At 68.9% G+C, this 24,287-nt stretch carries 18 protein-coding genes; 1 reads left to right on the top strand and 17 read right to left on the bottom strand.

Annotated features, from left to right (window positions below; translation table 11 throughout):
- Nucleotides 1–529 precede the first annotated feature (529 nt).
- A complete protein-coding gene (locus HUX53_RS20530; protein ID WP_176404840.1) occupies nt 530–1,510 on the bottom strand; it encodes an aldo/keto reductase in 981 nt (326 codons plus the stop codon).
- Between the two features lie 13 nt (nt 1,511–1,523).
- The gene (locus HUX53_RS41360) at nt 1,524–1,646 is read right to left on the bottom strand and encodes a hypothetical protein (RefSeq protein WP_255205453.1); all 123 of its coding nucleotides are present in this window, start codon (nt 1,644–1,646) and stop codon (nt 1,524–1,526) included.
- A 116-nt stretch (nt 1,647–1,762) separates the two neighbouring features.
- Between HUX53_RS41360 and HUX53_RS20525 the strand changes: the two genes are divergently transcribed.
- Nucleotides 1,763–2,245, top strand: coding sequence for an Lrp/AsnC family transcriptional regulator (locus HUX53_RS20525; protein WP_176404839.1), 483 nt, complete (start codon nt 1,763–1,765; stop codon nt 2,243–2,245).
- Between the two features lie 344 nt (nt 2,246–2,589).
- On the opposite strand, the gene HUX53_RS20520 is transcribed toward HUX53_RS20525, so the two are convergent.
- The 15 genes from HUX53_RS20520 to HUX53_RS20450 all read right to left on the bottom strand — a co-directional run bounded on the left by HUX53_RS20520 (nt 2,590) and on the right by HUX53_RS20450 (nt 24,198).
- Entirely contained in the window at nt 2,590–2,835 is a 246-nt protein-coding gene (locus HUX53_RS20520; RefSeq protein ID WP_176404838.1) for a hypothetical protein, read from the bottom strand.
- 444 nt (nt 2,836–3,279) lie between these two features.
- Complete coding sequence (locus HUX53_RS20515; RefSeq protein ID WP_176404837.1) at nt 3,280–3,657, bottom strand: hypothetical protein; 378 nt, start codon at nt 3,655–3,657, stop codon at nt 3,280–3,282.
- Between the two features lie 41 nt (nt 3,658–3,698).
- On the bottom strand, nt 3,699–4,598 hold the full coding sequence (locus tag HUX53_RS20510; RefSeq protein WP_176404836.1) for a phosphotransferase family protein: 900 nt from the start codon (nt 4,596–4,598) through the stop codon (nt 3,699–3,701).
- 1,126 nt (nt 4,599–5,724) lie between these two features.
- Nucleotides 5,725–9,597 carry a DNA-directed RNA polymerase subunit beta' gene (locus HUX53_RS20505; RefSeq protein WP_176404835.1) on the bottom strand — a complete coding sequence of 1,291 codons (3,873 nt, stop codon included), beginning with the start codon at nt 9,595–9,597 and terminating at the stop codon, nt 5,725–5,727.
- A 19-nt stretch (nt 9,598–9,616) separates the two neighbouring features.
- Nucleotides 9,617–13,093: a DNA-directed RNA polymerase subunit beta gene (gene rpoB, locus HUX53_RS20500; RefSeq protein WP_176404834.1), complete on the bottom strand. Its 3,477-nt coding sequence runs from the start codon at nt 13,091–13,093 to the stop codon at nt 9,617–9,619.
- A 411-nt stretch (nt 13,094–13,504) separates the two neighbouring features.
- A complete protein-coding gene (locus HUX53_RS20495; protein WP_176404833.1) occupies nt 13,505–14,524 on the bottom strand; it encodes a hypothetical protein in 1,020 nt (339 codons plus the stop codon).
- The gene (locus tag HUX53_RS20490) at nt 14,521–15,009 is read right to left on the bottom strand and encodes a hypothetical protein (protein WP_176404832.1); all 489 of its coding nucleotides are present in this window, start codon (nt 15,007–15,009) and stop codon (nt 14,521–14,523) included. The genes HUX53_RS20495 and HUX53_RS20490 overlap by 4 nt, the downstream gene beginning before the upstream one ends.
- Before the next feature lie 10 nt (nt 15,010–15,019).
- Nucleotides 15,020–16,480, bottom strand: coding sequence for an MCE family protein (locus HUX53_RS20485; protein ID WP_176404831.1), 1,461 nt, complete (start codon nt 16,478–16,480; stop codon nt 15,020–15,022).
- Nucleotides 16,477–17,796, bottom strand: coding sequence for an MCE family protein (locus HUX53_RS20480; protein WP_176404830.1), 1,320 nt, complete (start codon nt 17,794–17,796; stop codon nt 16,477–16,479). The genes HUX53_RS20485 and HUX53_RS20480 overlap by 4 nt, the downstream gene beginning before the upstream one ends.
- The gene (locus HUX53_RS20475; RefSeq protein ID WP_176404829.1) at nt 17,793–19,097 is read right to left on the bottom strand and encodes an MCE family protein; all 1,305 of its coding nucleotides are present in this window, start codon (nt 19,095–19,097) and stop codon (nt 17,793–17,795) included. Before HUX53_RS20475 ends, HUX53_RS20480 begins: the two co-directional genes overlap by 4 nt.
- Nucleotides 19,094–20,155, bottom strand: coding sequence for an MCE family protein (locus HUX53_RS20470; protein WP_176404828.1), 1,062 nt, complete (start codon nt 20,153–20,155; stop codon nt 19,094–19,096). The genes HUX53_RS20475 and HUX53_RS20470 overlap by 4 nt, the downstream gene beginning before the upstream one ends.
- A complete protein-coding gene (locus tag HUX53_RS20465) occupies nt 20,156–21,187 on the bottom strand; it encodes an MCE family protein (protein ID WP_176404827.1) in 1,032 nt (343 codons plus the stop codon).
- Nucleotides 21,184–22,491 (bottom strand): MCE family protein, encoded by a 1,308-nt coding sequence (locus HUX53_RS20460; protein WP_176404826.1) that lies wholly within the window; start codon nt 22,489–22,491, stop codon nt 21,184–21,186. The genes HUX53_RS20465 and HUX53_RS20460 overlap by 4 nt, the downstream gene beginning before the upstream one ends.
- A 7-nt stretch (nt 22,492–22,498) precedes the next feature.
- Entirely contained in the window at nt 22,499–23,347 is an 849-nt protein-coding gene (locus HUX53_RS20455; protein WP_176404825.1) for an ABC transporter permease, read from the bottom strand.
- Complete coding sequence (locus tag HUX53_RS20450; RefSeq protein ID WP_255205452.1) at nt 23,347–24,198, bottom strand: ABC transporter permease; 852 nt, start codon at nt 24,196–24,198, stop codon at nt 23,347–23,349. Before HUX53_RS20450 ends, HUX53_RS20455 begins: the two co-directional genes overlap by 1 nt.
- Between the last annotated feature and the right edge of the window lie 89 nt (nt 24,199–24,287).

Raw genomic sequence — 24,287 nt, 5'->3', positions numbered from 1 at the left:
CATCGGCGTTTTTTTCTGTTTTTTTTGTTCTAATACGACAGCGACCGCCGGGATATACATTGTCCTCTTCGTCGGCAGCGTCAGAGGTGTATAAGAGGCAGCGTCCTCGCGGGGCTCGGGCGGCGGCGTTGCGCCGCCGGCCTGGCCGCCCAGTTGGGGAGCGCCGAACACCACGGTGCGGTCGCCCAGCGGCCGGGCGGGGGGCTCCTGCCCCTCCACCGGCCCGGGGTTCCCCTCGTCCTCCGGCAACGGCCGCTGCGGTCCCTGCGTACCGTCGTTCTCGGTCATCGTCGGGCTCCTTCAGCGCCGTCGTCCCGGGGCTCCTCGGCCCCCGGAGGCCCGGAGGCGCGCGGCGCGTAACGCCGCCTCCGAACCTTCACCCATGTCACCACGTGGCGGTCTTGCCGTGCGTGGGCGTTCTCGTCCACAGCCTGCCCCGATCGCCCGGGGGATCGCAAATCACCACCCCCTGATAGACGCCGGACGTCCCCGGGCAGTTCCGGCCCGGGGACGCCTTCGTCGTGACTTGTCAGGAGTGCCCGAGAACCGCGCGCGGACGGTACGGGGCCTCCAGCCGCACGGCCTCCTTCTCGTCCAGCTCCAGGCTCTCCGCGGCGATCGCGTCGTCCATATGAGTGAGTTTCGTCGCTCCCACGATCGGGGCCGTCACACCGGGACGTCCGAGCAGCCACGCGAGCGCCACCTGCGCCGCCGGCACACCGCGCTCCTGCGCGACCTCGCGCACGGCGTCGACGACGTCGAAGTCGGCTTCGCTGTAGAGGCCGTCCCCGAACGCGTCGTTCCGGGACCGGACGGTCTTGCGCTCACCGCCCCGCTCCCTGTTCCCGGCGAGCAGCCCCCGCGCGAGCGGACTCCACGGGATGAGCCCCACGCCCTGGTCGAGGCAGAGCGGGTTCATCTCCCGCTCCTCTTCTCTATAGACGAGGTTGTAGTGGTTCTGCATCGACACGAACTTCGTCCAGCCGTGCGTCTCGGCGACGTGTTGCGCCTTGGCGAACTGCCACGCGTACATGCTGGACGCCCCGATGTACCGCGCCCTGCCCGACTTCACCACATCGTGGAGAGCCTCCATGGTCTCCTCGATGGGCGTCTCGTAGTCCCACCGGTGGATCTGGTAGAGGTCCACGTAGTCGGTGCCGAGCCGTCGGAGCGAGTCGTCGATGCCGGCCATGATGTGCTTGCGCGACAGTCCCCGGTCGTTGCGCCCGTCCCCCATCGGCATGCAGATCTTGGTGGCGAGGACGTAGTCGTCCCGCCGCCCGAAGAACCTCGGCAGGAGCCGTCCGGTGATCTGCTCACTGACGCCCTGCGAGTACACGTCGGCGGTGTCGAAGAACGTCACACCGCTGTCCACGGCGCGCCGGACGATCGGGTCGGCCGCTTCCTCGTCCAGCGCCCATTTGCGCACCGCGGGATCGCCGTAGCTCATCATTCCCAGGCAGATCCGCGAGACCTTCAGCCCACTCGTACCGAGCCGTACCTGTTCCATGTTCCCTCTCCTCTCAACCCTCTCCACGGTGCACCGCCACTCCGGCGATCACCAGCCCCACCCCGGCCGCCTCCGTCACCGTCGGCACCACCAGCCCGGTCACGCCGGCCGACGCCACGTAGAAGGACGTGTTCATGGCCGCGAGCACGGCACCCCAAACGGCGATCGTCCGCCATGACCGCGCTTCCGGTGCCGTAAACCAGGGCCGGAAAGGACATGGCCGTATCGTCGGCCGATGCTTAGGTTGGGGGAATGGCGAACCGAAGGAGCCGACCGGGTCGCGCCTACGAACCCAAGCCGCTCGACGCGATCGACCTTCAGATCCTCACCGAGCTGCAACGGGACGGCCGTGCGTCGCTCGCCGAGCTTGGCCGCCGCGTCGCGCTCTCCGCCCCGGCCGTCGCCGAACGCGTCCAGCGCCTTGAGGAGACCGGCGTCATCACCGGCTACCACGCCACCGTCGACCCGGTCGCGCTCGGCTTCCCGCTCACGATCCTCGTCCGGGTGAGTCCGAACCCGCGGGAGCTGAGCCGCATCCCCAAGATCGCGGACGAGGTCCCGCAGATCACCGAGTGCCACCGCATCACCGGCGACGACTGCTTCTTCTTCCTCGCCCACCTGCGCAGGGTCGAGGAACTGGAGCCGATTCTCGACCGCTTCACCCCCTACGCCCGGACGACTACCTCGATCCTCCAGTCGTCCCCCGTCCCACGCCGCCCCCTTCCACTCGCCTAACCGGCGCCCGGGGAGAGCCGCTGACCGTGGGCCGCTTGGGCGAACTCTCCACGATGCCCCAGATCACCACAAAAGGGGTTAAGAGCCGGTTGGTCACGGTTTATGGCCTCCATGAGGGTGGGCACCCTTCGATCACCGGGCCAGCTGTTGATCTACGCGCTCACCACACCGCCGGCGGGGGGTAAGCCGACCGACGTGGGCCGACCGACGAGGGCCAGCTGACGAAGGCCAGCTGACCCGGCGTGGGCGCCAGCGGCCTCCGCGCACCGAAGGGGCCCGTCCGGGATGGGACGGGCCCCTTCGGTATGCGCGTTCGGTATGCGCGTTCAGGAAACGCGGCGGGCTCAAGCGAACGCGTGGCACTCCACCGTGGCGCGGCGCTCGGTCATGCCCTGCTGGACCGCCGCGTTCACGCACGCCTGCTGCTTCTCGTTGAGCTTGGGCTGACCGCACTCGGTGACGCTGGAGTAGGTGCGGCAGTCCTGGCGCGCGCTCTGGTCCGGGGACGCCTGGGCGACGGCCGCGCCGCCGCCCACTCCCCCGACACCGACGACGGCGGCGATCAGTGCCCCGGTCATGACCCTCTTCATCTGCTGTTCTCCCCCGTCGCGTACATCTGGCAACGCGTGCGTTCATCCCCGGGCACCAAGACCACAAAACCCGACAAAGAGGTAAAAAGACGACGTTCTACCGCAGGTCAAGCGCGCGCCCCGGATTCAGCGAGCGACGCCCCTCCCGCCCGCGACCCGGGCGCGTCGACCGGCCGATCGCCGAGTACCTCGAACCACTTGTCCGCGGTGAGCCGGACGGCCAGGAAGGCCTCGTCCCAATCGCCAGGGTGTCGGCACTCCGGGACGCCGCGACCAGGCCGGGGCACGTCCGGCCGAAGGGGCCGTCCATGGGGCGTCCGAGCCTGGCACGAGCAGCAGCGGCCGGAGACCCGACGCGGGGTGGGCCGCCCGGAGGCGACGCCACAAGTCTGCCGAAGTCGGAGCCTCGCAACCAGGTATCCGCATCGGGACACTCCGCCCCCGTCAACGATCGACGCTCCATGGCGCGTCGGCCGGTGGGGTGCCATGCGCAAGGATGTGCCGGACGATCCGGAAAGCCTCCGGCAGCGGGACCGTGTCCTCGTCGGGATACTCGTCGTGCTGGCCATTGGAGAGGACGAAGCCGTCGCTCCAGCCGTCCGCTCCGGGATCCGCCGCATGCTCGCCGGCGTCGCCTTCGCCGTCCAGCAGCACGACCATCGCCCGGCGCGTGTTGGTGACGACGGCGAGCAGCCTCCCGGACGAGCTGGTCAGCCACGACTCAAGCGTCCCCCGGCCGATTCTCGTGCGAAGCTCGTCGACCGCCGCGTCGGGGGCGAGCGGCGCGGCATCGCCGAACCTCCACGACTCGGTCACTTTCACGCGCTCTCCGGACGGTGTGCTGCGGACATGCACAAGCGGGCTCAGCGTACGCCGGACGGGAAGAGCCAGTTCAGCGCTTGCAGGCACTTGTCGAGGTATTTGGCGTGCCCGTCCTGGAGCCCGTAGGCCATGTCCTCCAGGACGCTGCACCTGGCATAGAAGCCGACACGTGCTTTGATCGCGTCGGCGTCGTGGACGCCCGTCCCGTATTCGCGCAGGGCCAGGTCGAGGGCGGCGGGGCCGAGGTCGCGGTAGAGCAGGCCGAAGTCGTAGGCCGGGTCGGTGACCGCGGCATCGCTCCAGTCGATGATCCCGGTCACGGCCCAGGTGACCGGGTCGACGAGGACGTGTTCGATCCCCAGGTCGTTGTGGGAGAACACCAGCCCATGCCGGTCGGACGGCGGCGGGGCGCTCAAGAACTCCTCCACGGCCCGGCGATGTGCCGCCGGTACCGCTTCCCTGACTGCGGGGTAGGTCTGCGCGGCCTCCTCCAACCACGCCGCCTCCGGCTCGTCATCGACCTCTACCAGGCCGTCCATTAGCGCGATCGGCATCGCATGCAATGCGCTGAGCAACTCCCCGAGCGCAACGGCGATCGGACCGGCGTGGGCCGCGCGCTGTGCCGGAGTCACGTCGATCAGCGGGACGCCTGGAAGCTTGAAGTACGCGAGGCAGCCTTCCTCGGCGACCGTGAAACTCGGCTCGGGCACCGGCAGCGGCGACGCGTCCGCGACGGCGGTGAGAAGGCGGGCCTCGCCGCTCACCCGCACGGCCCGTCCCACGGCGTCGGGCTCTTTCAAGAAGCGGACGATCAACTCGTCGTTTACCTCATAGGCGATGTTGTCCTCGCCCTCACCGAGCAGCACCACGGTTTCGACGCGGTAACCGGGCAGATGCGCGACCACCACGTCACGGACGTCCGTCGCGCTCCGGCTCCCCATGCGCCGACTGTAGAGGGCTTTCCGCCCGTCACCCGCAAAGCGGCGTGATCCCGGTGGCCGACTTCCTCGACTCTGTGCAGGGGACGGGAGGACGCGATGGACGATGAGCCGCCGCCAACTCGGCGAGCGAGGCGCCTTCGCCAAACTGGTGCGCCTCTGGCACCTCCCGGTGTGGACGTTCGTCCAGCGGATGCGGACGACGTGGCGCAGAAGGTCTGGGCAGCGGTGCCTCCCGCGCTGCCCCGGCCAACGGACGCGGCTGACGGACGCGGCCGACGGGCACGGCTGGCGGACCCGGCCGACGGGCGCGGCCGACGGGCACGGCTCGGGCGGGCGACCGCCGTCCGGTACCTGGACGTGCTGTCCGTGGCGCTCCGGCCGCACGGTTGGCGGTTCGTCAAGCTCTACCGGCCCGCGCCGACTGCGGGTGTACGCGCTCGGGGCCGAGGAGGTCGGGATAGTGGTGAGCGTGCTGGCCGGCCCCTGCCGGCGTCTGGGGCTATCACGAGGCGCGGCGGGGGCGGCGCGGCTACCTGTGCCCGTGCGGCGACGCGAAGGGGGCGGCCGAGGTCGTTGACGGCCTCCTCAAGCACCGGCTGTACCCGTCCACCTGGCCCAGGGTGGCGTGGTGGGCATTCGGGATGCGGGTGGCGATCAGCCATGGGCGGTCGGTGGAGACTTTCGGGGCGGACGGAGTCGTACGGCTGCCCGAGGCCGACGTGGCGCACGGACCCACGCGGCGATGGCTGAGCGACGTGGGGCTGCCTCCGGGAGGCGGCTGATCGGCGGCTCGATTCCGCGCGCGGCCTGCCCGGAGTTGCTCGACTCATCGAAGCGGGTCTCCGCGCATTGGCGGGTGGCCCCCTGCGTCTGGCCGCTCGCCCAAGTCGCCGGGCCGGGGACAGATCTCGCGCTGGATCTGGTACGCGGGCGCCGAACTCCCCGACGTGCTCACCCACGAGCCCATGCGGCGCTTCCTGCGTGAGTGCGGGCCGCCGCTGGAATCTTCTGACCCGGAACACGCGAAGAGGCCCCTCCGGGTGGGAGAGGCCTCTTCGCGTGTCGTCAGGCACGGGTGTCCGCGGGCCGGGGCGCCGCCGGGGGGCGGCGTCCCGGGACCTGGACGCTAGCGGTTGTACTGGCCGAAGTCGTACTCCTCCAGCGGCACGGCCTCGCCGGAGCCCTGCCCGAAGGCGTACTCGGCGCCGTCGTCGTAGGAACCGACGGAGTAGACCGCGGCCTTCGCCTCCTCGGTCGGCTCGACCCGGACGTTGCGGTACTGCGGCATGCCGGTACCGGCCGGGATGAGCTTCCCGATGATGACGTTCTCCTTGAGGCCCAGCAGCGGGTCGCTCTTGGCGTGCATCGCGGCCTCGGTGAGCACCCGGGTCGTCTCCTGGAAGGACGCCGCCGACAGCCACGACTCGGTCGCGAGCGAAGCCTTGGTGATGCCCATCAGGACGGGGCGGCCGGCGGCGGGGACCCCGCCCTCGGCCACGACGTTCCGGTTGCGCTCCTCGAAGATCGGCCGCTCGATGAGGTCACCGGGCAGCAGGTCGGTGTCGCCCGACTCGAGGATGTTCACCCGCTTCAGCATCTGGCGGACGATGATCTCGATGTGCTTGTCGTGGATCGACACGCCCTGCGACCGGTACACCTCCTGGACCTCCTGGACCAGGTGGAGCTGGACGGCGCGGGGCCCGAGGATGCGCAGCACCTCGTGCGGGTTGATCGCACCCGCGATGAGCTGCTGCCCGACGCCGACGGCCTCGCCCTCCTTGACCAGCAGGCGGGACCGCATCGGCACCTGGTAGGCGATCTCGTCGGAGCCGTCGTCCGGGACGACGACGACCTTGCGGGCCTTCTCCGTCTCGTCGATCTTGACGCGGCCGGCGACCTCGCTGATCGGGGCCACACCCTTGGGGATGCGGGCCTCGAACAGCTCCTGGACGCGCGGCAGGCCGTGCGTGATGTCGCCACCGGCCACACCGCCGGTGTGGAAGGTGCGCATGGTCAGCTGCGTGCCGGGCTCACCGATGGACTGCGCGGCGATGATGCCGACGGCCTCGCCGACGTCCACCCGCTTGCCGGTGGCCAGCGAGCGGCCGTAGCAGGCGGCGCAGACACCGATCTTGGCCTCGCAGACCAGCGCGCTGCGGGTGCGGACCTTCTCCACGCCCGCCTCGAACAGCCGGGACACGACCGCGTCGGACAGGTCGGTGTCGGCGGGGTAGATGACCGTCCCGTCGACGACGACGTCCTCGGCGATGGTGCGGCCGGTGAGGCTGGTCTCCGTCGTCGGCAGCTTGATCACGCTGCCGTCCGGCTGCCGCTCGACGATCTCGAACGGGATCGTGCGGTCGGTGCCGCAGTCCTCTTCCCGGACGATGACGTCCTGCGCGACGTCCACCAGGCGCCGGGTCAGGTAACCCGAGTCGGCGGTGCGCAGCGCGGTGTCGGCGAGGCCCTTGCGGGCGCCGTGCGTCGAGATGAAGTACTCGACGACCGACAGCCCCTCGCGGAACGCCGACTTGATCGGACGCGGGATGGTCTCGCCCTTCGGGTTGGAGACCAGGCCGCGCATGCCGGCGATCTGGCGGAGCTGCAGCGGGTTGCCGCGCGCGCCCGACTGGATCATCATCCAGATCGGGTTGTCCTTCGGGAACGCCTTCTCCATGTCCACCGCGACGTCCGCGGTGGCCTTGTTCCAGATCTCGATGAGCTCCTGCTTGCGCTCGTCGTCGGTGATCAGGCCGCGGTTGAACTCCCGCTGGACCTTCTCGGCGCGCTGCTCGTAACCGCCCAGGATCTCCTGCTTGTTGGGCGGCGAGATGACGTCGGCGATCGCGATCGTGACACCGGACCTGGTCGCCCAGTGGAACCCGGTGCTCTTGAGCGCGTCGAGCGCGTTGGCGACGGTGACCTTCGGGTACGTCTCCGCGAGCTCGTTGACGATCGCCGAGAGCTGCTTCTTGCCGATCTCGTCGTTGACGAACGGGAAGTCGTCCGGCAGCGTCTCGTTGAACAGCGCGCGGCCGAGCGTCGTCTCCAGCCGGTACGGCTGGCCGGGCTCGTAGCCCTCCGGCGCGCTCCACTCGCGCGGCGGCGGGATGTCCTTCAGCCGGATGCTGACCTTCGCCTGCAGGTCCAGCTCGCCGCGGTCGTGGGCCATGATGCCCTCGGCGATGGACCCGAACGCGCGGCCCTCACCCTCGGCGCCGTCCTTCTGCGTCGTCAGCCAGTACAGGCCGATGACCATGTCCTGGGTGGGCATGGTGACGGGCTTGCCGTCGGACGGCTTCAGGATGTTGTTCGTGGACAGCATCAGGATCCGCGCCTCGGCCTGCGCCTCGGCGGACAGCGGCAGGTGCACCGCCATCTGGTCGCCGTCGAAGTCCGCGTTGAACGCGGTGCAGACGAGCGGGTGGATCTGGATGGCCTTGCCCTCGACCAGCTGCGGCTCGAACGCCTGGATGCCGAGCCGGTGCAGGGTCGGCGCGCGGTTCAGCAGCACCGGGTGCTCGGTGATGACCTCTTCCAGGACGTCCCACACGACGGGACGCGCGCGCTCGACCATCCGCTTGGCGGACTTGATGTTCTGCGCGTGGTTGAGGTCGACCAGCCGCTTCATGACGAACGGCTTGAACAGCTCCAGCGCCATCTGCTTGGGCAGGCCGCACTGGTGCAGCTTCAGCTGCGGGCCGACGACGATGACCGAACGGCCGGAGTAGTCGACGCGCTTGCCGAGCAGGTTCTGCCGGAACCGGCCCTGCTTGCCCTTGAGCATGTCGGACAGCGACTTCAGCGGACGGTTGCCGGGCCCGGTGACCGGGCGGCCGCGGCGGCCGTTGTCGAACAGCGCGTCGACGGCCTCCTGCAGCATCCGCTTCTCGTTGTTGACGATGATCTCGGGCGCGCCCAGGTCGAGCAGGCGCTTGAGCCGGTTGTTCCGGTTGATGACCCGGCGGTACAGGTCGTTCAGGTCGGACGTGGCGAACCGGCCGCCGTCCAGCTGGACCATGGGACGCAGGTCCGGCGGAATGACCGGGATGCAGTCCAGCACCATGCCGAGCGGGCTGTTGCGGGTGTTGAGGAACGCCGAGACGACCTTCAGCCGCTTGAGGGCGCGGGCCTTCTTCTGGCCCTTGCCGGTGCGGATGATGTCGCGCAGCTTCTCGGCCTCGGCGTCGAGGTCGAAGTTCTGCAGCCGCGCCTGGATGGCCGCGGCGCCCATGCCGCCCTCGAAGTACTTGCCGAACCGGTCGCGCATCTCGCGGTAGAGCAGCTCGTCGCCCTCCAGGTCCTGGACCTTGAGGTTCTTGAACCGGCTCCACACCTCGTCGAGGCGGTCGAGCTCGCGCTGCGCGCGGTCGCGCAGCTGCTTCATCTCCCGCTCGGCGCCGTCGCGCACCTTGCGCTTCTGGTCGGCCTTCGCGCCGGCCTCCTCCAGCTCCGCGAGGTCGCCCTCCAGCTTCTGCTGGCGGGCCTCGACCTGCGCGTCGCGGGCCTGCTCGATCTGCTGGCGCTCCACCGAGATGTGCGCCTCCAGCGTGGGCAGGTCGCGGTCGCGCCGCTCCGCGTCCACGCTGGTGATCATGTAGGCCGCGAAGTAGATGATCTTCTCTAGATCCTTCGGGGCCAGGTCCAGCAGGTAGCCGAGCCGGGACGGCACGCCCTTGAAGTACCAGATGTGCGTGACCGGCGCGGCCAGCTCGATGTGGCCCATCCGCTCGCGGCGCACCTTGGCGCGGGTCACCTCGACGCCGCAGCGCTCACAGATGATGCCCTTGAAGCGGACGCGCTTGTACTTGCCGCAGTAGCACTCCCAGTCCCGGGTCGGGCCGAAGATCTTCTCGCAGAAGAGCCCGTCCTTCTCCGGCTTGAGGGTCCGGTAGTTGATCGTCTCCGGCTTCTTCACCTCGCCGTGCGACCACTGGCGGATATCGTCGGCGGTCGCCAGACCGATGCGAAGCTCGTCGAAGAAGTTGACGTCAAGCAACTGTTCTCCCCTTGGGTTCTCAGACCTCGTCGACGCTCATCGCGCCCTCGTTCGGGCGGCGGGAGAGGTCGATGCCGAGCTCCTCCGCGGCGCGGAAGACGTCCTCGTCGGTGTCGCGCATCTCGATGGACATGCCGTCGCTGGAGAGCACCTCGACGTTGAGGCACAGCGACTGCATCTCCTTGATGAGCACCTTGAAGGACTCGGGAATGCCGGGCTCGGGGATGTTCTCGCCCTTGACGATGGCCTCGTACACCTTCACGCGGCCGAGGACGTCGTCGGACTTGATGGTCAGCAGCTCCTGGAGCGCGTAGGCGGCGCCGTACGCCTCCAGCGCCCACACCTCCATCTCACCGAAGCGCTGGCCGCCGAACTGGGCCTTACCGCCGAGCGGCTGCTGGGTGATCATGGAGTACGGGCCGGTCGAGCGGGCGTGGATCTTGTCGTCGACCAGGTGGAGCAGCTTGAGGATGTAGATGTAGCCGACCGAGATCGGGTCCCGGTACGGCTCGCCGGTGCGGCCGTCGAACATCCGCGCCTTGCCGCCGGGGCCGACCAGCCGCTCGCCGTCGCGGTTCGGCAGGGTGCTCTCGATCAGGCCGGTGACGTCGCTCTCCTGGGCCCCGTCGAACACCGGCGTCGCGGTGTTCGTCCACGGCTCGGCCTCGTCGGCGCCGATGGCCTTGAGGGCGCGCTTCCACTCGGCGTCGTCGCCCTCGACCTTCCAGCCGCGGGAGGCGACCCAGCCGAGGTGGGTCTCCAGGACCTGGCCCACGTTCATGCGCCCGGGGACGCCGAGCGGGTTCAGCACGATGTCGACCGGGGTGCCGTCCTCCAGGAACGGCATGTCCTCGACGGGGAGCACCTTGGAGATGACGCCCTTGTTGCCGTGCCGGCCGGCCAGCTTGTCGCCGTCGGTGATCTTGCGCTTCTGCGCGACGTACACCCGGACCAGCTCGTTCACGCCGGGCGGGAGCTCGTCGCCGTCGTCGCGGGAGAACACCCGGACGCCGATGACCTTGCCCTGCTCGCCGTGCGGCACCTTCAGCGAGGTGTCGCGGACCTCGCGCGCCTTCTCCCCGAAGATCGCGCGGAGCAGCCGCTCCTCGGGGGTCAGCTCGGTCTCGCCCTTCGGGGTGACCTTGCCGACCAGGATGTCGCCGGGGACGACGTCGGCGCCGATGCGGATGATGCCGCGCTCGTCGAGGTCGGCGAGGACCTCCTCGGAGACGTTCGGGATGTCCCGGGTGATCTCCTCGGGGCCGAGCTTGGTGTCGCGGGCGTCGACCTCGTGCTCCTCGATGTGGATCGAGGAGAGGACGTCGTCCTGCACCAGGCGCTGGCTGAGGATGATGGCGTCCTCGTAGTTGTGGCCCTCCCACGGCATGAACGCCACGAGGAGGTTCTTGCCGAGCGCCATCTCGCCGTCGTCGGTGCACGGCCCGTCGGCGATGACCTGGCCGACCTCGACCCGCTGCCCCTCGTCGACGATGGGCTTCTGGTTGAAGCAGGTGCCCTGGTTGGACCGCTTGAACTTGGACACGCGGTAGGTGTTGCGCGTGCCGTCGTCGTTCATCACGGTCACGTAGTCGGCGGAGACCTCCTCGATGACGCCGGCCTTCTCGGCCGTGATGACGTCACCGGCGTCGGTCGCGGCGCGGTACTCCATGCCGGTGCCGACCAGCGGCGCCTCGCTGCGCAGCAGCGGGACGGACTGGCGCTGCATGTTGGAGCCCATCAGCGCGCGGTTGGCGTCGTCGTGCTCCAGGAACGGGATCATCGCGGTGGCGACCGAGGTCATCTGCCGCGCCGAGACGTCCATGTACTGGACCTCGCGGGCGGGGACGAGCTCGACCTCGCCGCCCTTGCGGCGCACCAGGATGCGGTCGTCGACGAAGGTGCCGTCGTCGTTCAGCAGGGAGTTGGCCTGCGCGATGACGTAGCGGTCCTCCTCGTCGGCGGTGAGGTAGTCGATCTGCTCGGTGACCACGCCGTCGGTGACCTTGCGGTACGGCGTCTCGACGAACCCGAACGGGTTCACCCGGCCGAACGCGGCGAGCGAGCCGATGAGGCCGATGTTCGGGCCTTCCGGCGTCTCGATCGGGCACATGCGGCCGTAGTGGGACGGGTGGACGTCGCGGACCTCCATGCCCGCCCGCTCGCGCGACAGACCACCGGGACCCAGCGCGTTCAGCCGGCGCTTGTGCGTCAGCCCGGCGAGGGGGTTGGTCTGGTCCATGAACTGGGACAGCTGGCTGGTGCCGAAGAACTCCTTGATGGAGGCGACGACCGGCCGGATGTTGATCAGGGTCTGCGGCGTGATCGCCTCGACGTCCTGGGTGGTCATCCGCTCGCGGACGACGCGCTCCATCCGGGCCAGGCCCAGCCGGACCTGGTTCTGGATCAGCTCGCCCACGGTGCGCAGCCGCCGGTTGCCGAAGTGGTCGATGTCGTCGACCTCGATCGGCACGGGGACGGCCCCGAGGGTGGCCTCCTCCTCGCCGGCGTGCAGCCGGACGAGGTACTCGACCGTGGCGACGATGTCGTCCTCGGTCAGGGTGCCCTGCCGCATGTCCAGGTCGAGGCCGAGCTTCTTGTTGATCTTGTAGCGGCCGACCTTGGCGACGTCGTAGCGCTTCGGGTTGAAGTACAGGTTCTCCAGCAGCGTCTGCGCGGACTCGCGCGTCGGCGGCTCGCCCGGGCGCAGCTTGCGGTAGATGTCGAGCAGTGCGTCGTCCTGGCCGGACGTGTGGTCCTTCTCCAGGGTGACGTTGATCGACTCGTAGGAGCCGAAGCGCTCGCGGATGCGCGCCTCGTCCCAGCCGAGCGCCTTCAGCAGCACCGTGACGGGCTGCTTGCGCTTGCGGTCGATGCGCACGCCGACGTTGTCGCGCTTGTCGATCTCGAACTCGAGCCAGGCGCCGCGGCTCGGGATGACCCGGCAGCCGTAGATGTCCTTGTCGGACGCCTTGTCGAGGGCGCGGTCGAAGTAGACGCCGGGCGACCGGGTCAACTGGGAGACGACGACGCGCTCAGTGCCGTTGATGATGAAGGTGCCCTTCGGGGTCATGAGCGGGAAGTCGCCCATGAACACCGTCTGGCTCTTGATCTCACCGGTGGTGTTGTTGATGAACTCCGCCGTGACGAACAGCGGGGCGGAGTAGGTCATGTCCTTGTCCTTGCACTCCTCGACGGAGTACTTGGGCGGCTCGAACCGGTGGTCGCGGAACGAGAGGGACATGGTTCCGGAGAAGTCCTCGATCGGGCTGATCTCTTCGAAGATCTCCTCCAGCCCCGACTGGGTCGGGACGCTCTTACTTCCGGCCTTCTGGGCCGCCTCGACCCGGGCCTTCCACCTCTCGTTGCCCAGCAGCCAGTCAACGGAGTTGGTCTGCAGTGCAAGGAGGTCCGGGACTTCGAGCGGCTCCTTGATGCGCGCGAAGGAGACGCGGTGCGGACCGGTTGCGGTATTCGAGGCGTTGCGCGAGGCTGCCAAGAGTGGTCCTTCCGAGGGCTCGCGGCGTAACTGACGACACGCACGCCAGACGATCCACGTCCGAGACCTGCGTTTTTCGGGTCCATGACAGACCCCTGCAGGGGTGCACTCACACGCGGATAGTCAGAGGGCAGCGCAAAGGGGCAGTGTAGCCGACTGGTACACCGCTCGCAACTCTAGCGCCGCAGTATGCATCACGTTGCCATGGAGCATCGCCCCTCAGCGCCTCTCAGTCAAGAGCGGACTTGGACTTTTCAGGCCCTGACCTGCAGTGAGGAAGGTTACAGTTTAAGGCCCCGCGCGGGCGGTCCCGACCGGCGTGGCCTGGCGGCTTCCCCTGCTCCCCGGCAAGCGGAAACCCCGTGACCTCGGCGGTGGAGGTCACGGGGTCTGCCGGCGCTCAGCGGGCGGCTAGGAGATGACGGTCAGTTCGGACGCCAGCCATTTGCCGTCCTTCTTCACCATCGTCATCTTGATGCGGAGCGGCTCGGGGAGGCGCTGCTGCTTGTCGTTCTTGGTGACGGACGAGCGGTTCGCGTAGACGAGCGTGACGACCTTGTCGGGGGCCGCGCTCACGACGCCGACCTTCATCACCGTGGTGTTGGAGACGGCCTGCTGCTGAACGGCGACGGTCCTGAGCTCCTGAGCGAGCTTCTCGTAGTCGCTGTGCAGCTTGCCCGTCGTCGTGGCGGACGCGGACTTCAGGTCGGCGTCGAGCGTCTGGTAGTCGTACGAGGAGAGCTTCTGGGCGGCGCGGGACGACGCCATCGACGCCTCCTTGCCCGCCTGCTCGGTCGCCTTCTGCTCGCGGACCTTGAGGTAGAGGGTGGTGGTACCGGCGCCCAGCGCGATCGTCAGGACGGCCAGCACCGCGATCACCGTCGAGAGGCCGCCGATGCGGCGCGTCCGGCGAGGCTCGTCGTCGTCCTCGTCCGCGGCCGGCTTGGACGCCTTCTTGAGCGACGGGCGCTTCGACGTCTTCGCCGGCCCCTCGTCCTCGTCGGCCTCGTCGGCCTGATCGGTCTGCTCGGCCTCGGCCTCGTCCTCGTCGGCTTCCTCGGTCTCGTCACCGATCTCGACGGCTGCGTCCGCTACTTCAGTGTCCTCGGCCGGTTCCGGGGCGGGCTCGGTGTCCGCTGCGGGGGCTGAGGCGTCTTCTGAGGCGTCCTCGGGGTCGGGTGCGGCTTTGGAGGCCTTCCGGGGCTTGCGGGGCCTCTCCAGGGATTTGGCGGGCTTTTCCGGCTCTTCGGCGTCCTCGCCCTCCGCGGCCTCCTCGGCCAGCCGGGCGGCCTCCTCGCGAGCCTTGGCGGCGGCCGCCTCGGCCTCCTCGGCCCGCTTGGCGGCCTCTTCCGCCTTGGCGGCCTTGTCCTTCTTGTCGGCCTTGTCGTTCTTGTCGGGGGCGGAGCGCTTGCCCCGGCCGAGCATCGTCACGGGACAACCTCCAGTCCGGACACGAGCCAGCGGTCGTCGACCCGCGTGAGGTCCATCTGGTAGCGGTAGCCCTGCGGCGTACCGTTCTTCACCTTGTCGTTGGTGACGGTCCCGTTGAGGGAGACCATCACCTCGGCGGAGTCGTCGTCCATCGACACGAGCGCGGCCTCGACGTCGCTGACGGTCGACTTGGCCTTGGCCTTCGTCACCTGCTGCATGAAGGCGTTCGACTGGCTCGCCAGCTTGTTCTTCAGGTCGCCCGTGGTGCCGGCCACGATGCGGTCCAGGTCGCGCTGCGCGGTGGAGGCGTCGAGCGACATGAGGTTGACGCCCATCTGCCGCGCCGACTGGATCGCCTTCGCCCGCTGGTCGGCCTCGCCCTTGTTGCGGAGGGTGACGACGCCGAGCCAGCCGGACGCGATGGCCAGGCCGACGACGAGGACGCTGAGCGTGATCGCGGTGACCAGGGGAAGGCGGCGCCTCATCGTGTCCGCCTCACTGGCTCAGGGGTCCGAGCAGGAGCCACTTCCACGAGGATTCTTCTCCCAACTGACGGGTTCCGGCGCTGCGCGGCATGACGTATCGCTTGCCGTCGGGCCCGTAGACCGCACCGGTCGTTGGATCGTATCCAGCGAATTCCACTGAATCGGACGGATACGAGAGGATCAGCCGGCCGTCGTCGATCTGGCCGGTCGGGGCCGCCGCGGCGGCCTTCGTCTTGGCCTCGCCGTCGCCGCCGTCCTTGCCCTTGGCCTCGGTCTTGGGGTCGCCGGTGGCGCCGCCCTCGGGGAAGCCCGCGCCGGCGGTGGCGCCCGCCGGAACCTGCGGGTACGGCAGGATCTCGTTCTTCGGGAAGTTGCGGGCCCCGCGGACGGCGGTGGGTGCGTTGTGCGGGGCCTTGCAGCCGGCGTCCAGGCGCGGCTTCTTCGCGGACGTGTCCTGCGGCCAGCGGTGCTTGACCTTCTCGTAGCCGTCGGTGCACGGCGGCGGCGAGTCGATGTTCAGGGCGAGACCGAGGTGCTGGGTTCCGTCGCCGGGCGTGACGGTGAACGCGCCGGCGACCGTCACCGGGTACAGGATGAACAGCGAGCGGAGACCCGCCTGGCGGGACGTGATGATCTGGCCGGTCGTGGTGAGGTTCGCCAAGAGGACGGGCAGCGTCGGGGCGAGCTGCTTGATGGCCTTGTGGGTCTCGTCCACCGCACTCGGCACGGCGTCGATGGTCTTCCGCAGGGCCGGGTCGTCGTTGCGGAGCGACGTCGTCAGCTCGTTCAGGTTCCGGGCGAAGCCGCGGATGTTGGCGCCCTGCCCGCGCTGGGTGTCCAGGACGGTCACGCTGTTGTCCAGGAGCTGCTTGGTGTCGGGGTAGGCCTGCTCGGCCGTCTTCAGCAGCCGGTCGTTGTCGTCCAGGATCGACTGGAGGTCCTCGGCGGAGCCGGAGAACGCCTTGTCCAGCTCGTCCACGATGGTGCCGAGGTCCTTGGTGTTGACCGACCCGACGAGGGAGTCGACGTTGCGGAGCAGTTCGGCCGTCGATACCGGGAGCGTCGTGCGCTCCTTGGGGATCGTGTAGGGGTCGCCCTGGTCGAGGTAGGGGCCGCTCTTCTTGGTGGGCTCCAGGTCGATGTACTGCTCACCGACCGCGGACCGGTTCGCGACGACGGCCTTGGTGCCGTCGCGCGGGATCCGCTCGCCGCGTTCGAGCACCAGCTTGACGCGGATGCCGCTCTTGGTCAGCTCGATCGGCCCGACCCGTCCGACGGGGACGCCCCGGTAGGTGACCTCGGCGTTGGTGAACACGCCGCCGGAGTCGGTCAGGTCGACGTAGGCGACGTACTCCTTGCCGAGCAGGTCGCGGCCCAGCCCGATGTAGTTCACCGACACGATCGCCACGCCGACGACCGTGATGACGGCGAACGCGATCAGCTGGAAGATGACGCCGCGCTTGAGGATCACGAGAGGCCCCCCGTCATCAGGGTCCGCAGACCGCCGTCATCGGGGCCGAGTGAGCCCGTCCGCTCCGGTGTCGGCGTTCCGGACGTCGTTTTCGATGTCGGAGTCTTCGATGTCGGAGTGTTCTTGGGGGTCGGCGTCGACTGGCCCGGCAGGCCCGGGATGCCGCCGGACGTCTGCGGCAGCACGCCGAGCGGCGAGTCGGGCAGCGTCACGTTCGGCACCTGCAGCATGTTGCGCATCTGCTTGCCGCTGCCGAGCATCCCTTCGAGGTCGGTGCCGCCGAGCAGGTTGCGGGCGATGGACTCGAAGTCCAGGTCGACGGTCAGCCGCACGTTGCCGTAGTCGCCCTCGATGACGTTCTCGAACGTGGCCGGGAACGGGAAGGTGATCAGCGACTCCAGCGACCGGGGCAGGTCGTTGCCGGCCTTGTTCAGGTTCCGCAGGATCTTGTCGACGTCCTGCAGGTTCGCCAGCAGGTCGGCCTTCGACCGGTCGATCACGGTGGTGGTGGTGCGGCTGAGCTTGTTCAGCGCGACCAGCATCTTGGTGAGGTCGGCGCGGTTGCGGTTGAGGACGTCGATCGCGGGGCCCGTCTCGTCGATGGTGTCCTGGATCGTCTTGCGCTCGTCCGCGAGCTTGCCGGTCAGCCGGTCGATGCTGTCCAGCGCGCGGGTGATCGCGGCGCGGTTGCGGTCCAGCGTCCCGGCGAAGGTGTTGACCCGCTCCAGCACCGACCTGATCGTGTCCGTGCGGCCGTTCATCGCGGCCTGCAGCTCGTGGCTGATCGTGGAGACCTGCTCCAGTCCGCCGCCGTTCAGCAGCAGCGACATCGCCGACAGCACCTCTTCGATCTCGGCGCCGCGGGACGTGCGGTTCAGCGGGATCAGGTCGCCGGTGCCGAGCTTGCCGTTCGGCGCCTCGTGCTTCGGCGCCTCGATCTCGACGAACTTCTCGCCGAGCAGGCTGGTCTGGCTGACCGTCGCGATCGAGTTGTCGGGGAGGTCGATGTCCCCGCGCATCTTCACCGTGACGAGCGCGTGCCAGCCGCCCTGCCCGGGGGTGCCGCCGGCGAGCTCGATGTCCTCAACCTTGCCCACCGACACGTCGTTGACCTTGACCGCGGACTGCGGGACGAGGTCCAGCACGTTCGCGAACTCGATCTTGACGGTGACGGGGTGCGAGCCGAGGTCGGGGCCGCCGGGCAGCGGCAGCGACGAGACGCCGTTGAACGAGCAGCCCGACAGGGCCGTCGCGGTCGCGGCGATCGCGGCGGCGCCCAGCAGGCGGGCGCGGCGGATCGGCCGTCTGCTGCTCATCGGCCACCTCCCGGAAGCAGCGCGCTGAGGTCCCCGGGCTTGCTGCGCGTCCCGGCCGTCGCGGTCTTGTTGGTCGTGTTCGTCTTCGCGGTCTTGCCGGACTTGCCGGGCCTGCCCTGCGGGCCGTAGGCGTCCGGCGGGATCGGCACCGGGTCGTAGTGCGTGGTCAGCGCCGTGATCCAGGACAGGTCGAGGCTGAAGCCGGTCAGCGCCTTGCCGATGCCGTTGTACGGCTTGACGAAGTCGAGGCATTCCTTGGCGGGCGTGCCCACCGAGTACGCCAGCGAGCAGACCCAGTCGGCCAGGTCGTGGAACTGGCGGAAGTTGTTGCGGGTGTGGATCGTGCCGCTGATCGGGTCGTAGGCGCGGGCCAGGTTGTTGACGGCCAGCGGGCCGGCGGTGAGGATCTCGGCGAGCGCGTCCTTCTCCTTCACCAGCACGCCGGTGATCTGCGCGAGCTGCCGGACGTTCGAGGCCAGCTCGGTGCGGTTGTCCTTGACGAACCGCTGCACGTTCCGCAGCGTCGGGGCGAGCGTGTTGAGGGCCGCGCTCAGCTCCTCCTTCTCCCCCGCGAGCTGCGCGGACACCCCGTTGAGGTGCCCGGTGAACGACTTGATCTGCTGGTCGTTGGCCTTCATCGCGTCGGTGATGATCCGCAGGTTCTTGATCGTCTCGGCGACGTCGCCGCGGTCGGTGCTGAGCGTGCTGAGCGCCTTGGACGCGTCCGCGATCGTCTGCCGGATGTCGTCGCCCTGGCCCTCCAGGTTCGCGGCGCCGACCTGCAGCAGCCGCGACAGCGAACCCTCCTGGCCGTTCGGCCCCGGCGCGTTGGCGCCCTCCGGGCCGAGCGCCTTGGTGAGGTCGCTCAGGCTCCCGCTGACCTGGTCGACCTCGACCGGGACGGCGGTGCGGCTGGTGGTCAGCGTGGCGCCGTCGGCGAGGACGGCGCCGCCCTTGTAGACGGGGGTCAGCTGGATGTAGCGGTCCGCGACGAGCGTCTGGTTGATGATGACGGCCTGCGCGTCGGCGGGCACCTTGTACTTGGCGTCGTACTTCAGTTCGACCTTGACCGCGTCGCCGACCGGCTCGACCTTGGTGACCTCGCCGACCGGGATGCCGAGGATGCGGACGTCCGCGCCCGCGTACAGGCCGACGGTCTTGGTGAAGTACGCCGTCATGTGGCGCTGCTTCGGCTCCTGGAGGATCAGCAGGAGCGCGGCCACCAGCACTGCGACGGCGAGGATCGCGCCGCCGAGGCGAAGGATGGTTCCTGAGTTGCGCACTGTGACCTGCCTGCTCACGGGAGGAACGGCAACGGGTTGTCACCCGTGCTGCCGGTCTGGTTGCCGGTCTGGCCGCCCTGCTTCTTCGTCGTGGTTCCACCGCTCCCGGGGGCGTCCTGGATCGAGGCGGGGATCGGGAGGAGGTTCTGGATCCAGGAGTCGAACCAGCGCCCGGTGCCGGTGACGTCCGAGAACTGCCGCGCGAACGGCGCGAACAGCTGCAGGATCCGGTCCAGGTTGCTCTGGTTCCGCAGCAGGATCCCGTTGACCTTCGCCAGGTTGTCCAGCATCGGCCGCAGCTGCTTCTCGTTCTCCTTGATCAGCGCGTTCACCTGCTGGGACAGGGTGACCGTGTTGATCAGCAGCTGGTGGATGACGGCGCGGCGCGCCTGGACGGCCTGGAGCACCTTGTCGCCGTCCTGGACGAGCTTGGCGAAGTCCTGGTTGCGGTTCGCGAGCAGCTCCGAGACGTCCTTGGCCTTGCCGGCCAGCTCGTGCAGCTCGTCGTCACGGGACGCGACCGTGTTGGACAGCCGCCGCAGGCCCTTGAGCGACGCCCGGACCTCCTCCGGCGAGTTCTTGAACGTTTCCGACAGCACGTCGAACGACTTGGCGACCTGCTTGACGTCGATCGCGCCGACCCGCTGGCTCAGCTCGCTGATCGCGGGGACGACCTCGAACGGCGTGTGCGTCCGCTCGATCGGGATGTTGCGGGCGAGCTTGCCCTTCCCGCGCGGGGTGAGCTCCAGGTAGTGCGCACCGAGCAGCGTCTTGATCTTGATGCCGGCCTCGGTGCGGTCGCCGAGCCTCACGCCGTCGTCCACCCGGAAGGTGACCTTGACGTGGTCGCCGTCCAGGTCCAGGCCGGTGACCTTGCCGACCTTGACGCCCGCGATGCGGACCTCCTCGTCGGCCTTCAGCCCGGCGGCCTCCTTGAACGCGGCCGTGTGGGTCCGGCCGCCGTTGACGAACGGGATGTTCTCCAGGTTCATCGCCAGCACCAGCAGGACGGCGATGATCGCGAACGCGGAGAGCCCGATGGGGACCGGGTTGCGTTCCCGGAACGGGATCCTCATCTACTTGCACCTCGCGTTCTCGTTCACGATCGCCGGCGTCTGGTAGACCGGTCCGCCCGGCAGCCGCACCCGCGCGTCGAGGCCGCAGATGTACATGTTGAACCAGGACCCGTAGGAGGAGATGTTCACGAGCCCCTCCAGCCGCTTCGGCGACCGCTTGAGCCCCCCGTCGAGAGCCTTCTCGTTGGCCGCGAACGTCCCCGCGAGCTTGCGCAGCCCCGCGATGTCGTTCTTGATGTCGGGACGCGCGTCCGAGAGCAGGTCCTGCGTCGTACCGGTCAGGTCGTTGATCGCCGCGACCGAGTCGAAGATCGCCTTGCGGTCGCCGGAGACGCCGCTGACGAAGCTGCGCAGGTCCCGCACCAGCTGGTCGACCTGGTCGTGCCGCTCGTCGATGGTGCCGAGCACGGTGTTCAGGTTGTCGATCACCCGGCCGATGACCTGGTCCCGGTCGGCGAGCGTGTTGGTCAGCGACGCGACGTGCGCGAGCAGGCTGTTGATCGTGCCGCCCTCGCCCTGCAGCACCTGGATGATCTGCATCGCCAGCGAGTTGACGTCCTTGGGCTCCAGCGCGCGAAACAGCGGCCGGAAGCCGTTGAACAGTGTCGTCAGGTCCAGCGCCGGCTTGGTCTGCGCGATCGGGATCGTGCCGCCCGGCTTCAGGTAGTCGTTGGCCTGCCCGGCGCCGTCGGTCAGCGCGAGGTACCGCTGCCCCATCAGGTTCCGGTAGCGGATCTGCGCCTGCGTGGACGACGGCAGCCCGGCCTTGAACGGGCCGTTCTCCTCGACGCTGAACGTCACCAGCGCCTTGTCGCCCTTGTAGAGCTTGATGTCCTCGATCTGGCCGACCCGGACGCCCGCGACGCGGACGTCGTCGTTGTTCAGCAGGCCGGTGACGTCCGAGAAGACCGCCTTGTAGTCGCGGGTCTCCCGGAAGCGGATGTTCGCGATCGTCATCGCGAGGATCCCGGTGGCCACCGTGGTGACGACCACGAAGATGGCCAGCTTGATCGCCGCGCTCGTCGTCCTCACTTGATCGTCACCACCGATCCGTCCGTCAGCAGCGGCCCGAACATCAGCGCCGACACGTCGGAGAGCTCATTGGCGTCGGTCCGCGTCAGCGGGCCGAGCACGCTCTTGATCTGCTGCTCCGGGGTCAGCGAGCCGGTGTCGACGAACACGTTCGACAGCGCCCGGCCGCGGCTGCCGCCACCGCCGTTCGGGTCGTCCGGGTTCTTCCACCACAGGTCGTCCTGCGTGCCGTCGAGCGCCAGGTAGTCCGGGAACGGGACCTTCGGGTTCGGCAGGCCGTAGCAGCGCGGGTTGCGCTGGTCCTTGGCCTCCGGCGCGTCCAGCGGGTACTTGTAGCCCGGCCGCGGCTTCACGATCTCGATCGTCAGGTTGAAGGTCTTGGACCCGCCCCCGCCGGCGACCCGCTCGGCCTCCGGCTTGAGCTTCATCAGCCCGGCGAACACGCACGGCAGCGACGGCGAGTACCGGGCGACCAGGCTCGCGACATCGCGGTTCGCGATGTTCACGCCGATGATCTTCGGGCCGTTGTGCCGCATGAACACGTCGCCGTCCTGCGCGAGCGCGGTCGTCGCCGGGATCAGCTGCTCGATCGTGCCGCGCTTGTCGGTGATCGTCCGGCTGGTCACGTTGAGGTTGCGCAGCGTCTGCAGCAGGTCGGGCGCGGCCGCGTGGTAGATGTCGGACACGTCGGCCAAGCCGTGCAGGTCGTGCACCAGCGTGCCGAGCTGCGGGTTGATCTTGCGGAGCAGGTCGTCCGCCTGCTCCAGGTTCCGGCCGATCTGGTCGCCGCGGCCCTGCAGCGCCGTCGCGAGCGCGTTCAGCGTCGCGTTCAGCTCGGCCGGCTTCACCGCCTGCAGCAGCGGCAGCAGGTCGTTCAGCACCTTGTCGACCTCGATCGCGGTCTGCGAGCGGTCCTGCGGGATGACCGCGCCCTCGCGCAGCCCGAGCGGCGCCGGCTGGTCGGGGATGTGCAGGTCCACGTACTTCTCGCCGAACAGCGTCTTCGGCAGCAGCCGCGCCTGCACGTTCCGCGGAACGAGCTTCGCCTTGTCCGGGTCGAGCGCGAGGTGCAGTGTCGCGCCCTTCGCGGTCGCGTCGGTGCCGCGCACCTCGCCGACGATCAGCCCGCGCACCTTCACGTCCGAGTGCGGCAGCAGCTGCAGCCCGGCCCGCTCGGCCTTCACCGTCACCTCGGTCACGGGCGTGAACGCCTTGTTGTACAGCGCCACGGTCAGCGCCAGCAGCAGGACGATCACGATGACCATCCCGATGCCGAGCATCCGGTAGCGAACGCGCTCGCTCATCGCGCCGTCACCCCGCGATCCGGACGGTCGTGGTGGTGCCCCAGATGGCCATGCCGAGCAGCAGGTCCGCCACGTTGATCACGACGATGCTGGTGCGCACCGCGCGGCCCACCGCGACGCCGACGCCCGCCGGGCCGCCGCTCGCGTGGTAGCCGTAGTAACAGTGGATCAGCATCACCAGCACCGCGAAAATGATCACTTTGCCGAACGACCACAAGATGTCGTTCGGCGGTAGGAACAAATGGAAATAGTGGTCGTAGGTGCCGGTCGACTGGCCGTAGAACATCGTCACGATCACCCGCGTCGCGCCGTAGGAGGCGAGCAGGCCGACGATGTACAGCGGGATGACCGCGATCATGCCGGCCAGCATCCGGGTCGTGACGAGGAACGGCATCGACGGGACGGCCATGACCTCCAGCGCGTCGATCTCGTCGGAGATCCGCATCGCGCCGAGCTGCGCGGTGAAGCCGCAGCCGACCGTCGCCGACAGCGCCAGCGCCGACACCAGCGGCGCGATCTCGCGCGTGTTGAAATAGGACGCGACGAACCCGGTGAACGCGGCCGTGCCGATCTGGTTCAGCGACTCATAGCCCTGCAGGCCGACCTGGCTGCCGGTGAAGAACGTCATGAAGCCGACGATCACCACCGAGCCGCCGATCACCGCGAGGCCGCCGGTGCCGAGGCTCACCTCGGCCAGCAGCCGCAGCACCTCGGTGCGGTAGCGGCGCAGCACCCGGAACACCCAGGCGAAGGCGCGGGCGTAGAACGACATCTGGTGGCCGAAGTCGTCCAGCCGTTCCAGGGGTGCGCTCACGACCCTGCGGGCCGCCTTTCCCGTCTTTCCAGGGGCGGCCATCACATCCCCTTCGACGGGACGAACTGGAAGTACAGCGTGGAGATCAGGAAGTTCTCCAGGAAGAGCAGCATGAACGTGATGACGACGGTCTGGTTGACCGCATCACCCACGCCCTTCGGTCCGCCCTTGGCGTTCAACCCCTTATAAGCGGCGACCAATCCGGCGGTGATGCCGAATACGAATGCCTTGAACTCGGCTTGCAGCAAGTCGGGAAGCTGGGCGATCGCGTTGAAGGACGCCAGGTACGCGCCGGGGGTGCCGCCCTGCAGCATCACGTTGAAGAAGTAGCCGCCGAGGAGGCCGACCACCGACACCAGGCCGTTCAGGAACAGCGCGACGAACGCGCACGCGAACATCCGCGGCACCACCAGGCGGTGCAGGGGGTTGATGCCCAGCACCTCCATGGCGTCGATCTCCTCGCGGATCTTCCGGGAGCCGATGTCGGCGCACATTGCCGACCCGGCGGCGCCCGCGACCAGCAGCGAGGTGACCAGCGGGCTGGCCTCCCGGACGATCGCGACGACCGCGGTCGCGCCGGTGTAGGACTGCGCGCCCAGCTGCCGGATCAGCCCGCCGACCTGCAGCGACAGGACGCCGCCGAACGGGATGGCGACCAGCATGGTGGGGACGACGGTGACGCTGACGATGAACCAGGCCTGCTGGATGAACTCGCGCCACTGGAACGGCCACTGGAACACCGCGCGGAAGGTGTCCAGGCAGAGCGCGAAGAACCGGCCGGGTTCCCGGACGACGACGTTGGTCGCGCCGTCCCCGATCTTGCGGAACGTCGCGGCCGAGCCGCCGCCGGTCTTCCCCTCTCGCTGGTCCGCGCCGATACCAGGAGTGGACATCAGTAACCAGCACCACCCGCATGCCGGCCGGGCGGCGGGGTGCCGGGGAAGTGGCCGCCGGCCGGCATGCGGGTGGTGCTGGTTACTGA

The sequence above is a fragment of the Actinomadura sp. BRA 177 genome (assembly GCF_013372625.1).
Taxonomy (GTDB): domain Bacteria; phylum Actinomycetota; class Actinomycetes; order Streptosporangiales; family Streptosporangiaceae; genus Spirillospora.
The sequence above is the reverse complement of the archived record's forward strand: the minus strand, read 5'-3'. Positions and strand labels throughout refer to the sequence as shown.

Coding starts and splice junctions, on each gene's coding strand:
- HUX53_RS20460 (WP_176404826.1), bottom strand. CDS start 22,491: ATGAGCGAGCGCGTTCGCTACCGGATGCTCGGCATCGGGATGGTCATC.
- HUX53_RS20480 (WP_176404830.1), bottom strand. CDS start 17,796: ATGAGCAGCAGACGGCCGATCCGCCGCGCCCGCCTGCTGGGCGCCGCC.
- HUX53_RS20530 (WP_176404840.1), bottom strand. CDS start 1,510: ATGGAACAGGTACGGCTCGGTACGAGTGGGCTGAAGGTCTCGCGGATC.
- HUX53_RS20455 (WP_176404825.1), bottom strand. CDS start 23,347: ATGGCCGCCCCTGGAAAGACGGGAAAGGCGGCCCGCAGGGTCGTGAGC.
- HUX53_RS20520 (WP_176404838.1), bottom strand. CDS start 2,835: ATGAAGAGGGTCATGACCGGGGCACTGATCGCCGCCGTCGTCGGTGTC.
- HUX53_RS20470 (WP_176404828.1), bottom strand. CDS start 20,155: ATGAGGATCCCGTTCCGGGAACGCAACCCGGTCCCCATCGGGCTCTCC.
- HUX53_RS41360 (WP_255205453.1), bottom strand. CDS start 1,646: ATGAACACGTCCTTCTACGTGGCGTCGGCCGGCGTGACCGGGCTGGTG.
- HUX53_RS20525 (WP_176404839.1), top strand. CDS start 1,763: ATGGCGAACCGAAGGAGCCGACCGGGTCGCGCCTACGAACCCAAGCCG.
- HUX53_RS20510 (WP_176404836.1), bottom strand. CDS start 4,598: ATGGGGAGCCGGAGCGCGACGGACGTCCGTGACGTGGTGGTCGCGCAT.
- HUX53_RS20450 (WP_255205452.1), bottom strand. CDS start 24,198: ATGTCCACTCCTGGTATCGGCGCGGACCAGCGAGAGGGGAAGACCGGC.
- HUX53_RS20490 (WP_176404832.1), bottom strand. CDS start 15,009: ATGAGGCGCCGCCTTCCCCTGGTCACCGCGATCACGCTCAGCGTCCTC.